This window comes from Micromonospora sp. WMMC250 (genome assembly GCF_027460215.1).
GTDB lineage: Bacteria > Actinomycetota > Actinomycetes > Mycobacteriales > Micromonosporaceae > Micromonospora > Micromonospora taraxaci.
The window spans coordinates 99,972-114,078 of sequence record NZ_JAPZBJ010000002.1; the positions used below are offsets into that span (position 1 = coordinate 99,972).

6 protein-coding genes are annotated in these 14,107 nt (G+C 74.4%); all 6 read left to right on the forward strand.

The window, feature by feature from the left end; all coding sequences use genetic code 11:
- Positions 1 to 36: 36 nt before the first annotated feature.
- Genes O3438_RS00665 through O3438_RS00690 form a run of 6 tightly spaced genes read left to right on the forward strand, consistent with a single transcriptional unit; the run spans position 37 to position 14,076 of the window.
- Positions 37 to 3,264: a non-ribosomal peptide synthetase gene (locus O3438_RS00665; protein ID WP_269678022.1), complete on the forward strand. Its 3,228-nt coding sequence runs from the start codon at positions 37 to 39 to the stop codon at positions 3,262 to 3,264.
- Entirely contained in the window at positions 3,257 to 5,512 is a 2,256-nt protein-coding gene (locus O3438_RS00670; protein ID WP_269678023.1) for a beta-ketoacyl synthase N-terminal-like domain-containing protein, read from the forward strand. The genes O3438_RS00665 and O3438_RS00670 overlap by 8 nt, the downstream gene beginning before the upstream one ends.
- Entirely contained in the window at positions 5,512 to 5,778 is a 267-nt protein-coding gene (locus O3438_RS00675) for a phosphopantetheine-binding protein (RefSeq protein ID WP_269678024.1), read from the forward strand. The genes O3438_RS00670 and O3438_RS00675 overlap by 1 nt, the downstream gene beginning before the upstream one ends.
- The gene (locus tag O3438_RS00680; RefSeq protein ID WP_269678025.1) at positions 5,778 to 9,212 is read left to right on the forward strand and encodes a non-ribosomal peptide synthetase; all 3,435 of its coding nucleotides are present in this window, start codon (positions 5,778 to 5,780) and stop codon (positions 9,210 to 9,212) included. Before O3438_RS00675 ends, O3438_RS00680 begins: the two co-directional genes overlap by 1 nt.
- Entirely contained in the window at positions 9,209 to 12,091 is a 2,883-nt protein-coding gene (locus O3438_RS00685) for a type I polyketide synthase (RefSeq protein WP_269678026.1), read from the forward strand. Before O3438_RS00680 ends, O3438_RS00685 begins: the two co-directional genes overlap by 4 nt.
- Positions 12,088 to 14,076 (forward strand): amino acid adenylation domain-containing protein, encoded by a 1,989-nt coding sequence (locus O3438_RS00690; protein WP_269678027.1) that lies wholly within the window; start codon positions 12,088 to 12,090, stop codon positions 14,074 to 14,076. Before O3438_RS00685 ends, O3438_RS00690 begins: the two co-directional genes overlap by 4 nt.
- Positions 14,077 to 14,107 lie beyond the last annotated feature (31 nt).

Here is a 14,107-nt window from a genome sequence, read left to right on the forward strand (position 1 = left end):
TGCCGCGCGGGACGTGCCGGGCCGCACGATCGGTGCATGGTTCGTACCGGTCGTGCTTCCTTCGCCCAGGAACGCCTCTACTTCCTTGATCAGCTCCAGCCCGGGAACCCGGCGTACGTGGTGGCCTTCGCGGTGCACCTGCGCGGTGCGCTGCGGCCCGAGGCCCTTCGCACGGCCCTGACCCGGGTGGTCGCCCGGCACGACGCGCTGCGCACCACGTTCGCGGTGGTCGACGGTGTCCTCACCCAGCGGGTGTCGTCGACGCCCACTGTGGACGTCGACATCACCGCCGGCGGATGGGTCGATCGCGCCACCCAGGAGGCACACCTGCGGACGCTCGTCGCCGAGCAGGCCCGACAGCCCTTCGACCTCGCCGACGGGCCGGTGCTACGGGCCTTCCTGCGCTCCTGGGGCCCGGACGAGCACGGCCTCGCGGTGCTCGTGCACCACATCGCCTGCGACGGGTGGTCGGTGGGTCTGCTCCTGCGCGACCTGGCCGCCGAGTACGACGCCGCCGTCGACGGGTCGGTGGCCGCCTACGACGAGCCGGCCGTGTCCTACCTGGCGTACGCCGAGCGGCAGCACGAGGAGTGGCGGCGGGACAGCTCCGGCCTCGACTTCTGGCGCGCGGCGCTGGTCGATGTGCCACAACTGGCGCTGCCCACCGACTTCCCCCGCCCGAGCGTGCTCGGCACCACCGGCGCGGTGCTGCGCCGCCCGGTCGAGCCGGAACTGGTGCGACGGCTGGGGGAGTGGGGGCGGGCGCGGGGCGTGACGCTGTTCGCGGTGACGCTCGCCGCGTACGCCTCGGTGCTGTCCCGCTACGCGCGCCAGGACGAGGTGGTGGTCGGCGTTCCAGTGGCGAACCGGATGGACGACGCCGAGGAGCGCCTGGTCGGCTGTCTGGTCAACACGCTGCCGGTCCGGCTCGACGTGTCCGGCCGGCCGAGCTTCACCGAGCTGGTGGACCGGGCCCGGCGGGCCAGCATGGCGGCCTTCGCCAACCAGGACGTGCCGTTCGAGCAGATCGTGCGGGCCACCGTGGGGGAGCGGCAGCTCAGCCACGCGCCACTGTTCCAGACCTCGCTGACGGTGCAGAACTTCCCGTTCGCGTTCCCCGAGTTCGCCGGGGTACGGCTGACCGAGGTCGATGTCGAGATCGACGTCACCAAGTTCGACCTGGGCCTGACCCTGGACGTCTCCACCGACGTGCCGTTCCTGCGCGCCGAGTACAGCACCGAGCTGTTCACGGCGGAGACCGTCGGCACGCTGCTCACGCACTACCTGACGTTCCTGCGGTCGATCGTCGACGAAGAGGAGCGGGAGCCGTCCATGGTGGACGAGGCCGAGCGGGCGCGGCTCACCGAGGGGGTGAACCCGCCGCTCGCGTCGGCGCCGGGCACGCACCCGTCGGTGCTGCGTCGCTTCGCCGACCACGCGGCGGCGACCCCGGACGCGGTGGCAATTTGTCACCGGGACGTCGAGATCACCTACGCCGAGCTGGACCGGTGGGCCGGACGGATCGCGGCGGGCCTAGCCGACCGGGGCGTCCGCCCTGGTGTCCGGGTGGGGCTGCTGCTCGGCCGTTCACCGGCGGTCGTCGCGGCGATCCTGGGCGTGTGGAAGCTCGGCGGCGTCTACGTGCCGCTGGATCCGGACTACCCGCGTCAGCGCCTCGAACTGATCGCCGCGAACGCCGGGATGGCGGTGCTCGTGGTGGACCCGGAGACCGCAGAGGCGGCCGCGGCGCTCACCCGCGACAGCGGGACCCCTCTGGCCGACGCGCACACCCTCGACGGAACCTCCGTGCTCGACGAGACCTTCCCCGGGCCGGACGACCCGGCGTACGTCATCTACACCTCCGGCTCGACCGGCGTACCCAAGGGGGTCCTGGTCGGGCACGGCGGCCTGGACGCCCTGAACAGCCCGACCCCGGCGGGCCTGGACGTCACGGCCGCCGACGTGTGGCTGGCGGCCAGCTCGTTCTCGTTCGACGCGTCGGTGTGGGAGATGTGGGGCGCGCTGACCACCGGCGCCCGGCTGGTCATCGCCGACCGGGTCGACCTGGTGGACCGGGAACGACTGGCCCGGCTGGTGCGTCGCGAGGCCGTCACCGTGCTGTTCCAGACCCCGGGCGCGCTCTACCGGTTGCTGCCGCCGTACCTGCGGGCACTCCAGGAAGACGAGACCTCCCGCATCCGCTACGTCGTCCTCGGCGGGGAGGCGCTGAGCTGGTCGCGGCTGGCGTCGCTGATCGCGGACGCGCCGGGTCTGCAAACAGTGTTCGTCAACATGTACGGCATCACCGAGGGCACCATCCACGTCACGATCTTCCAGGCGTCAGCCGCCGACGTGCCCCGGGTCCCCGAGGGTGCCATCGGTGTGCCGTTGCCGTCGGCGCGCTGCTACGTCCTCGACGAGGACCTGCGGCCGACCGGTCTCAACGTGCCCGGCGAGCTGTACTGCGGCGGCGCGCTCGTGGCGCACGGCTACCTGGACAACCCGGAGCTGACCGAGGCGCGGTTCCCGCCCGACCCGTACGGCGGCGGGGTCATGTACCGCACCGGCGACGTGGTGAAGTGGGGCCTCGACGGAAGCATGGTGTACCTCGGCCGCAACGACACCCAGGTGCAGGTGCGCGGCTACCGCGTCGAGCTGGCCGAGGTGGAGGGCGCCCTGCTCACCCACCCCGCGGTGCGGTCGTGCGCCGTGGCCGCCGAGGACGACGAACTCGTCGCGTTCGTGGTCCACGGGATCGGCCCGGACGCCGAGCACGACCTGCGGGCGCACGTGCGCGAGACACTGCCGGCGTACATGGTGCCGTCGCGGATCCTGACCGTGGCGACCATCCCGCTCACCGCGCACGGCAAGGTGGACCTTCCCCGACTGCTGGCCGACAGCCGCTCGGCACGGACGGCCACCGCGCCGTCGCGGCCACCGGCCGCGGTGGTCGGCACCGGGTTGGAGGAACGGATCCGGGCCTGCTGGGTCGAGGTGCTCCAGCGGCCCGACGTCGGACTGCACGACAACTTCTTCGACCTGGGCGGCCACAGTTTCGCGCTGATCGCGCTCCAGCAGCGGATGTCCGAGGAGGGCCTGGACGTCTCGGTGACCGACCTCTTCCGCTGCGGCACGATCGCCGGCTGCGCGGCGGCGCTCCAGCACACCGCGCCCGTCGTCGCGGACCCCAACGCGGCGCAGCGCCGCCAGGGCCGCGCACTGCTGGCCGACCGGCGGCGCAGCGTGGGAGCCGGCCGTGGCTGAGCTGGACGACAGCGCCGCGGTGGCGGTGGTCGGCATGGCCATCCGGGTCCCCGGCGCCGAACGCGACCTGGACCGGTTCTGGCGACACGTCCACGACGGCGTCGACGCGGTCACCTTCTTCACGCCCGAGCAGCTCGTCGGTTGGGGCGTACCCAAGGATCTGGTGGAACGGCCGGGCTTCGTGCCGGCCCGCGCGGTGCTCACCGACGCCGACCGCTTCGACCACCGGCTGTTCAGCTACTCACCGTCGGACAGCGCCCTGATGGACCCCCAGCAGCGGATCCTGCTGGAGTGCGCCTGGGCGGCCCTGGAGCACGCCGGACACCCGCCGGTCGCCGCCGACGGCAACCGGGTCGGGGTGTACGTCGGCACCGGGCTCAACGTCTACCTGCTGGACAACGTGTGGCCCAACGAACGTGCGGTCGAGGCCGCCGGTGGCCTGGGCGTGATCATCGGCAGCGACAAGGACTTCGCCGCCACCCGGATCGCCTACAAGCTGAACCTTCAGGGGCCGGCGCTGACAGTGCAGACCGCCTGCTCGACGTCGCTCGTCGCGGTGCACCAGGCCACGCAGGCGCTGCTCACCTACGACGCCGACGTGGCACTGGCCGGCGCGGCCACCATCGCCCCGCCGACCCGGCGCGGACACCTGCACGAGCCTGGCGGCATCTTCTCCGCCGACGGTCGCTGCCGCGCCTTCGACGCCGCCGCCGACGGGACGGTGCCGGGCGACGGAGCGGGCGTGGTGGTGCTCAAGCGCCTCACCGACGCGCTGCGCGACGGCGACACCGTGCACGCGGTGATCCGTGGCTCCGCGGTCAACAACGACGGCGCCCGCAAGGCCGGCTTCACCGCGCCCGGCCCGACCGGTCAGGCCGCCGTCATCGCGGCGGCATTGGAGGTGGCCGCCGTCGACAGGGACACCGTGGGCCTGGTCGAGACGCACGGCACCGGCACCGCGCTCGGCGACCCGATCGAGGTGGCGGCGCTGCGGCAGGTGTTCGACTCCACCCGGCCCGACCGGGCGCCCTGCGCGCTGGGCGCCGTCAAGTCGGTCGTCGGACACCTGGACACCGCCGCCGGGGTGATCGGCCTGATCAAGACGGTCCTGGCCCTGACGCACCGGACGATCCCCCCGATCGCCCACCTCCGTACGCCCAACCCGGCGATCCGACTGGACGGCTCGGTGTTCGAGCTGCCGACGACCGCCCGACCCTGGGCGCCTGTCGACGGCGTACGCCGGGCCGGGGTGAGCGCCTTCGGTATCGGCGGCACCAACGCCCACGTGGTGCTGGAGGAAGCCCCGCCCATCCCGGCCCGACCCCGCCGGCACGTCCCGCAGCTCGTCCTGGTCTCCGCGAAGACCGCCGCGGCGGCGCAGGACAGCCTGGACCGAGCGACCGCGTTCGCGGCGGGAACCGCCCCCGGGGACCTGGCCGACCTCGCGTACACACTGCGGACCGGCCGCGCCGCGCTGCCCTGGCGGGCCGCCCTCCTGACCGGCGTGACCGACGGGGTCGCCCAGCTGCGCAAAGTCGACGCGACGGCTCGAGCGCGCGGTGTGGCGCTGCACCTCACCGGCGCCGGTGCGCTGACCGGCAACCGACCCAACTACGACGCCGACCCGGTGTACCGGCGGACCGTCGACGAGGGCGTCGCGCTGCTGCGTGGCCACGACCTGGACGACTCGGTCCGGGAACGCGGCGACCGGCTGCTGGCCTGCGTCGGCCTGACCCGGTCGCTGCGCAGCCGGGGTGTCACCCCGCGCGCCCTGGCCGGCGACGGCGTCGGCGCGGTGGCCGCCGCCGTCGTGGCCGGAGTGATGTCGCTCGCGGACGCGCTGGCGCTGCTGCGCGACACCGACGACCCCGGTGTACGCCTGCACCCCGCCGCTCTGCCCCTGCACGTCGACGGGCGGCCCGACGACAGCGCCTTCTGGCGGGCCGCGGCCCTCCGCCCCCCGACGTCGACGCCGCCCCCCGACGTGCCCGACCCGGTGCTCTGGATCGAGGTCGGCACCACCGTCACCCCGCACCTGGACGCCGACCAGCCGGCACTTCCCGCCAACCGGCACGCCCGCCTGCTGGCGACCGTCGGCGCGCTGTGGCAGCTGGGTCTCACCGATGCCTGGGACCCCGTGCACGACACCGGCCGCCGCCGGCTGCCCGCCCCCACCTACCCCTTCGCGGCCACCCGGCACTACCTGGACGCACCCGGAGCCGACCCGACCACAGAGAGGCGACACTGATGCGCGACGTACAAGACCGGACCTGGGTGGCCGGGTTCGAAGAGCTGTGGATGGAGGTGCTCGGCGTCGACACTGTCGACGACGACGACGACTTCTTCGACCTCGGCGGCCACTCGCTCAGCGCGCTGCGCCTGAGCACCCTGATCCGCCAGGAACTCAACCTCGCTGTCATGTTCGGCCACGTGCTGGAGAACCCCCGCCTCGCCGACCTGCGAAAGGTCGCGAGCGAGGTGCCGCTGGAGCGGCCCGCGGCGGAGACCGCGTGATGGTCGCCCCCGACCTCACCGCCTGGGCGCCGCTCGCCGCGCGGGTGCTCGGCGGCACCCCCGAGCAGGTCCGCGCGGTGGCGGCCACCGAGTCGTTCGTCGCCCTGGGCGGCACCTCGCTCCAGGCCATCGCCCTCGTCGCGCTGGGCCAACGCGAGCTGCGGGCGGACGTGGACAGCGCCCGCCTGCTGTCGGCGTTGCCGCTGGCCCACGCCCTCGCCGGCGCCGTGGACTTCGTCGACACCGCGCCACCCGTCGTCGAGCGGCGGCCGGCAGAGCGGGAGCTGCTGCCGGGTCAGCGGTCCATGCTGGCCGCGCACCTGCTGGACCAGGACGCGCCGTACCACCTGATGTTCACTGTGGAGGCGGACGGACCCCTCGACCCGGCCCGGGTCCGGTGGGCGCTGCGCGAGCTGGCCACCCGGCACGAGGCGTTGCGCACACGCTTCGTGCGCGACCCCCGCCAGGCCCGGATCGTGCTGCCCGCGCCCTACGAGCCGCGCCTCCTGCACCAGACGCTGCCCGACGACGACGCGGTACGCGCCGTGCACGACCTGTACGGCCCGGCCGCCGCGCGTCTGCTGCGCCCCTTCGCCCAGCCACCCGTGGTGTTCGTACTGACCCGAACCGGCCGGCGCGACCTGCTCACCATGCTGGTGCACCACACGGTCAGCGACGGCTGGAGCGTCGGACTGTTCGCGCGGGAGTTCGCCGAGTTCTACGCCGGGGACGGCCCGACCGAGGCGGCCCCGTCGCCGGACTGGGTCGGCACCCGGCTCGCCGCGCAGGAGTCGTCCGGCGCGCTGGAGGCCGCCCTGACCCGGGTCACCGCCCGGCTGGACGGGGCACCGTGGACGGTGACGCTCCCCACCGACCTGCCGCCGGTCGCCGAGGCCGACGGCCGGGGTGCCCGGCTGCGCTTCCACCTGGACGAGACGGCGGCGGAGGCGACGGCCGGGTTGGCCCGGGAGTGCGGGGTGACCGTCACGTCGGTGGCCCTGGCAGCCTGGGCGTTGACAGTGTCCCGCCGCGCCGGTCTGGACGACCTGGTGCTCGGGGTGCCGGCGGCGGGCCGGTTCGAGGCGGGCATGGACCGCCTGGTGGGCCTCTGCACCCGGGTCGTCCCGGTCCGCTGCGCCGCGACCGACGACAGCACCGTCCGGGAGTTCGTCCGCGGGATCGCCGACGCCCTGGCCGGGGCGGTCGCCGACGCCGACGTGCCGTTCGAGACCGTCGTCTCCGCGCTGGGCGCCGGCACCGACCCGGGACGCAACCCGCTGGCCCAGCTCGGCTTCGCCGCCCACCACGAGCTGGTGCCCGACGAGCTGGTGGTGGGCGACCGGACCTGGCGGGTGCACGAGGGCCACTGCGCCGGCGCGGTGTTCGACGCCCTGCTCTACCTCCAGTCGTGGTCGGATCGTCCCCGGTTCGCGCTGGAGTACGCGACAGCGCTGCTGACCGCCGCCGACGCCGGGGAACTGGTCGCGTCGTTCCAGGCGGCGGTCCGGGAGCTGGCCGCCGACCCCGACGCGACGGTGCGGGACGTCACCACGCTCTCGACGGGTCAGCGCGCCCGGTTGCGCGAGCTGGGCGCGGGCGGGACGTACGACACCGCCGACGACGTGTGGCACCGGTTCGCGGCGTACGCGGAGTCGGCGGGCGAGCGGTCCGCGCTCGTCGACGCGCACACCGGGCTGACGCTCACCTACCGGGACCTGCACGACGCCGCGGTCGAGCAGTCCCGTCTCCTGCACGACCACGGCGTGCGTCCCGGCGACGCGGTGCTCCTGGAGGTGCCCCGCTCGGCCGCCGAGGCGGTAGCGGTGCTGGGCGTGCTGCGACTCGGCGCGCACTACGTGGCCGTGGACCAGCACGCCACCGCCGAGTGGCGTACCCATCTGGCGGCGACCGTCGCGGCGCGGGCCCGCCTCGGTGTGGGCGAGCCCTGGCCGGGAGTCGTCGACTGCCCGCTCGTCGACCCGCGGACGCCCGTCGGGGCAGACCCGATCGAGGCGGCGCCGAGCGACCCGGCGCGCACCGCGTACGTCTCCTTCACGTCCGGTTCGACGGGCGTGCCCAAGGGCGTCGTCGTGCCCCACCGGGCGGTGCTGCGACTGGCCGACGACCCGGGGATGTTCGCCGAGCGGCCGGGTATGCGGATGCTGCGGCTGTCCCCGCTGGCGTTCGACGCGTCCACCCTGGAGCTGCTGGTGCCCCTGGCCACCGGCGACACGGTGGTGGTCTTCCCGCCGGAGGACCCGACGCCACGCGGGCTGGCCGACGTCCTGAGCGCCGCCGGGGTCACCCACGCCTGGCTCACCTCGGGCGTGTTCCACCTGGTCGCCGACCACCGCCCGGACGCGTTCGCCGGGTTGCGGCAGCTGTTCACCGGCGGGGGAGTGGTGTCACCGCCGCACGTGCGCCAGGTGTTGCGGGCCTGCCGGGGCCTGCGCCTGACCAACGGGTACGGCCCCACCGAGAACACCACCTTCACCACCACGTACTCCGTCGAGCACGCCGACGCGACACCCGACCCGCTGCCGATCGGTGCTCCGGTGCACGGCACCGACCTGTCCGTCGTCGACACGTCGGGTCGGCTCGTCCCACCGGGGGCCGTCGGCGAACTGCTGGCCGGCGGCACCGGCCTGGCCGACGGGTACCTGGGCGACCAGACGAGGACGGACGCCTCCTTCGTGCGCCACGACGGGGAACGCCGTTACCGCACCGGGGACCTGGTGCGCTGGGGCACGGACGGCCACCTGCGCTTCCTCGGCCGCAACGACCGCCAGGTGAAGATCGCCGGACACCGGGTGGAGCCGGTCGACGTCGAGCGCCGGTTGCGGGCGCAGCCGGGCGTCCGCGACGCCGTGGTCTTCCCCACCGGTGACCCGGCGAGCGGGGTACGCCTCTGCGCGGCGCTCAAGCCCGACCCGGACGGCGTCGACGTGGCAGCCGTGCGCCGCGCGGTGGAGCCCGACCTGGCCCCGTACGCGCGGCCGCAGCAGTGGGTGACGGTGACCGAGTTCCCGCTGGACCGCAACGGCAAGGTCGATCTGCGGGCGCTGGGCGCGCTGGCCCAACCGACAGCGCCGCCGGAGACCGCGGCCGGGCCGCCGGAGACCGCGGCCGGGCCGCCGGAGACCTCGGCCGCGTCGGCCCGGGTTCCCGCCCAGCGCTCGGCGTCGCTGGCCGAGTTCGAGGAGCTGGTGACGGGCGCCTGGGTGGAGGCGCTGGGCACCGACGACTTCGACGTCGACGAGGCGTTCTTCGACGTCGGCGGTGAGTCGCTGCGCCTGGCGATCGTGCGCCGGCTGCTCCAGGAGCGGCTGGCCGGCCGGACCATCCCGCTCACCGACCTCTACCGCTTCCCGACAGTGCAGACACTGGCCCGGCATCTGCACGCGCAGACCGAGAGAGCAGGCGCACCCTCATGAACGACGACATCGCGATCGTCGGCCTGGCCGGTCGGTTCCCCGGCGCCGCCGACGTCTGGGAGTACTGGTCGAACCTGGTCGCCGGGAAGACCACCGTCAGTGCGCTGACCCGGGGCGAACTGCTGGCCGCCGGGGTGCCCGCCGACCGGCTCGACGACCCGGCGTACGTGCCGGCGCGCGGTGTCCTGGCCGACCCGGACCTGTTCGACGCGGCCTTCTTCGGCATCACTCCGAGGGAGGCGGAGACGATGGACCCGCAGCACCGGCTGCTGATGCAGACGGCGTGGGCCGCGCTGGAGTCGGCGGGGCTCGCCACCGAGCGACCGTTCGGTCGGGTCGGCGTCTTCGCCGGGGCCGGGTTCAACTACTACGCGCTGCACCACGTGTTCGCCCAACCCGACGTCGTCGAGTCGCAGGGGCTGCTGTCGGTCGTGCTGGGCAACGAGAAGGACCACCTGGCCGCGAAGATCGCGTACCGGCTGGACCTGGGCGGGCCCGCCATCACCGTGCAGACCGCCTGCTCGACGTCACTGGTGGCGGTGCACCTGGCCTGCCAGAGCCTGCGCGGCGGCGACTCGGACGTGGCGCTCGCCGGTGGCGCCTGCGTGGCCGTGCCGCAGCAGGCCGGGTACCTCTACGAGACGAAGGGCATCATGTCGCCGGACGGCACGTGTCGGCCCTTCGACGCCGCGGCCGACGGCACCGTGCCCGGCAACGGGGTCGCCCTGGTGGTGCTCAAACGCGTCGCGGACGCCCGCCGGGACGGGGACACCGTGTACGCGGTGATCAAGGGGTCGGCGGTGAACAACGACGGTGGGATGAAGGTCGGCTACACCGCGCCGGGCATCGCCGGGCAGGTCGACGTGCTGAACCGCGCGTACGCCTCCGCCGCCGTCGACCCGGCGACAGTGGGCTACCTGGAGGCGCACGGCACCGCGACCGAGGTCGGCGACGCCATCGAGCTGGCCGCGCTGACCGAGGTGTTCCGTCGCGGCGAGCGACAGTGTTCGATCGGCTCGGTCAAGGCCAACGTCGGGCACCTCGACGCCGCCGCCGGTGTCGCCGGTCTCATCAAGGCGGCGCTGGCCCTGCACTTCCGGCAGATCCCGCCGCTCGCCGGCCTGAAGCAGGCCCGGCCCGAGCTGCTGGACGGGTCGACACCATTCACTGTGGACACCGTCGCCCGTCGGTGGGAGGCCACCGGTGGTCCGCGCCGCGCTGCGGTCAGCGCCTTCGGTCTGGGTGGCACCAACGCGCACGTGGTGCTGGAGGAGGCCGACGGCCCGATCCCGCCGGACCCGTCGGCCGCCGACGGCCCCGCCGAGCTGATCGTGCTGTCCGCGCGGACCCCGGAGGCGGTCCGCGAGGCCGCCGAGCAGGTGCACGAGTACGTGCGGCAGCGCCCCGACCTGTCCGTGCGGGACGTCGCGGTGACGGCGCAGACGTACCGCCGGCACTTCCCGCACCGGTTGGCGGTGGCCGCGCGGGACGTCCCGGCGGCGCTCGCCGGGCTGCGCCGGGCGCGGGTGCGCGCGGCGGCCCGCCGCCCCCGGGTGGTGTTCCTGTTCCCCGGGCAGGGCGCCGAGTTCCCCGCCATGGCGCGGGGCCTCTACGACCACTACCCGTCGGTGCGGGCCGACCTCGACCACGGGGCGCAGCTGCTGGCTCCGGTCCTCGGGCTGGACCTGCGGGACGTCCTCGTCGACGACGACCCGCACGGTGTCGTGCACCGCACGGACGTCACCCAGCCGGCCCTGGCCCTGTACGAGGTGGCGCTCGGCCGGCTGCTGCTGTCGTGGGGCGTCCGCCCGGCGGCGATGATCGGCCACTCGGTCGGTGAGTTCCCGGCCGCCGCGCTCGCCGGTGAGCTGGCCGACGACGACATGCTGCGCCTGGTCGCCACCCGGGGCCGGCTCATGCAGGACGCCCCGGAGGGTCACCTGTTGGTCGTGCTGGCCGGGCCGCACACCGTGGAGGAACACCTCACCGGCCTGGACGACCTCGACATCGCCGCCCGCAACGCGCCGGAGGTCACCGTCGTGGCCGGGCCGCCGGCCCCCCTCGCCGCGTTCCGCGAACGCCTGGACGCGGCCGGCGTGCCCTGCCGGGCGTTGCCCGCGCAGCGCGCCTTCCACACCCGGATGATGGCCGACGCGGCCCGGCTGCTCGGCGTCGAGGCCGACCGGGTGCCCCATCGACCCCGCACGGTCCCCGTCGTCAGCAGCGTCGACGGCGCGCTGCTCGACACCGGCCAGGCGCGCGCCGAGGGCTACTGGGCGGCACAGTTGCGCAGCCCGGTGCGCTACCACGACGCCCTGCTGACCGCGCTGGAGCTACCCGACCCGGTGCTCGTCGAGGTCGGCCCCGGCACCGCGCTGACCGGCATGGCACGGCAGACGCCGCAGGGACGGGGGGTGCCCGGGTTCGCCGTGCAGCCGCGACCGGCGCCGCGGGCCGACGCCGCCGACGTCCTCGCCGGGCTCGGTGGACTGTGGACGGCCGGGGTGACTGTGGACTGGGCGGCGGTGCGCGGCGACACCCCGGCACGGCGGGTGGCGCTGCCGACGTACCCGTTCGCCCGTACCCGGCACTGGCTGGAGGCGACACCACCCCCGGCCCCGGACACCGTCGAACCGTCACCGTCTCCCGCGGCTACCGGCGAGAGCACGGTGGTGGACGAGATCGTGGAGCTGTGGGGTCGGCTGCTCGGCTCGCCCGACATCGGGCCGGACACCGACTTCTTCACCGTCGGCGGTGAGTCCCTGCTGTTCATCCGCATGGTCAACCAGGTGCAGCGCCGCTTCGCCGTCCGCATCCCGATGGAGAAACTGTCCGCGCGACCCACCCCGCGCGCCCTGGCCGAGCTGGTGACGGCATGACCGACCACGCCGACCTGGCCCACGCGGCAGCGGTGGCGGCTGTGCTCGCCCACCGCCTCTCCGGCGCGACGTCGGTGACGGTGCGCGGCCCGCACGGCGACCACACGCTGCGCGTGCACCCGGACACCACACCGACCGAGGTACGCGCGCAGACGCCGACACCGTCACCCGAGCTGTCCCCGGTGGACGTGGTGCTGGTGACACCCGGCCCACCGGGCGGGGCGGCGGGAACGGTGGGTGCGGTGCCGGTCTGGCTCGCCGGCGATTACTGTCATCCCACCCACCTCCAGGAACGACTGGACACCCTGAGCGGATGGCTCACCGCCCACCCCGACCGCCCGGTGCGCGAGGCGGTGCTGGTCGGTCCCCGGGAGCGGGTCACGCTGCTCGGCTTCAACCCCGCGCCGACCCCGGCCCCCCGGACACCCGTGCACGAGGCGATCTGCCGGCAGGCGGAGCGCACCCCGGACGCCGTCGCGCTGCGCGGCGGGGGACGCGACCGCAGCTACCGGGATCTGCTCGACGAGGCGGCGGCGCTGGCCGGGCGACTGCGCGCCGAGGGTGTGGGCTCCGGCTCGGTCGTCGCCCTGTGCACCGAGCGGAGCCCGGAGATGGTCGTCGCGGTGCTCGGTGTCCTGCTGGCCGGAGCGGCGTACCTGCCACTGGACCCGTCGCACCCGAGGGCCCGGCTGGACCTGATGCTCACCACCGCCGACGCCGCGCTGGCGCTCGCCGACGAGGACGGACGGGCCGCGCTCGGCACCGGCGGAGCCCCGGCCGTTCCGGTGCGACCACTGGCCGGCGCCGACCTGCCCGCCTCGCCCGTCGACTGGCGTGGCTACCGCGCGCCGGAGGAGGTGGTGGACGGGCTGTCGTACGTCATCTTCACCTCCGGGTCGACCGGGGCGCCGAAGGGTGTGCAGATGACCCATCTGTCGCTGGCCAACCGGCTGGCGTGGATGCAGGAGGAGTACCGCATCGGGCCCGGCGACGTCGTGCTGCAGAAGACGCCGTACACCTTCGACGTGTCGGTGTGGGAACTGCTCTGGGCCTTCCTGGCCGGCGCGACGCTGGTCACGGCCGAAGCCCAGGCGCACCGCGACCCGCAGGAGATGGCCGCCGTCATCGCCCGGGAGGCGGTGACCACTGTGCACTTCGTGCCGTCGATGCTCGCCCTGTTCGTCGAGGAGCCCGGGGTCGCCGCGTGCACAGCCCTGCGCCGCGTGATCTGTAGCGGGGAGGCCCTGCCGCCGAAGCTCGTCAACAAGCTCACCACCACCCTGCCGACGGTGCGGGTGGACAACCTGTACGGCCCCACCGAAGCCGCCATCGACGTCACCGCCTGGCCGTGCCGCCGACCCGAACCGGACCCCACCGTCCCGATCGGCAGGCCGATCACCAACGTCACGGCATACGTGCTGGACGACGACGGTGCGCTCGCCCCACTGGGCGTATCCGGGGAACTGGTGGTCGGCGGCGACTGCCTGGCCCGGGGGTACGCCGGACGGCCCGACCTGACCGCCGAGCGGTTCGGCACCGTGCACGTCGCCGGGCGTCCCCAGCGGGTCTACCGCACCGGCGACCTGGCCTGGTGGTCACCGCAGGGGCACCTGAACTACGGCGGGCGCATCGACACGCAGGTGAAGATCCGTGGGCAGCGGGTGGAACTCGGCGAGATCGAGTCGGTGCTGAACAGTCACCCGCTCGTCGCGAACAGCGTGGTGCTGCTCCGCGACGACCTGGGTACGGCCCCGACCCTGGTGGCGTACGTGGTGACCGAGCGGCACGCCGACGTCGGCGACGTGAGCGAGGCGGCGCTGCGGGCGTTCCTGGCCGAGCAGCTTCCCGACCACATGGTGCCGCTGCGCCACGTGGTGCTGCCCGAGTTGCCCGCCACCGCCAACGGCAAGGTCGACCGCAGGGCTCTGCCCGCCCCGCCGGCCCGGGTTCGCCGGGCGGTACGGGTCGGGTCACCCTCGGCGTAGCGCGTCGGGAGCGGAGGGGTCCGCGACGGGT

What these genes read in the sequence shown, in the direction of transcription:
- O3438_RS00665 (WP_269678022.1), top strand. Translation starts at nt 37, where the DNA reads ATGGTTCGTACCGGTCGTGCTTCCTTCGCCCAGGAACGCCTCTACTTC.
- O3438_RS00675 (WP_269678024.1), top strand. Translation starts at nt 5,512, where the DNA reads ATGCGCGACGTACAAGACCGGACCTGGGTGGCCGGGTTCGAAGAGCTG.
- O3438_RS00680 (WP_269678025.1), top strand. Translation starts at nt 5,778, where the DNA reads ATGGTCGCCCCCGACCTCACCGCCTGGGCGCCGCTCGCCGCGCGGGTG.
- O3438_RS00685 (WP_269678026.1), top strand. Translation starts at nt 9,209, where the DNA reads ATGAACGACGACATCGCGATCGTCGGCCTGGCCGGTCGGTTCCCCGGC.
- O3438_RS00690 (WP_269678027.1), top strand. Translation starts at nt 12,088, where the DNA reads ATGACCGACCACGCCGACCTGGCCCACGCGGCAGCGGTGGCGGCTGTG.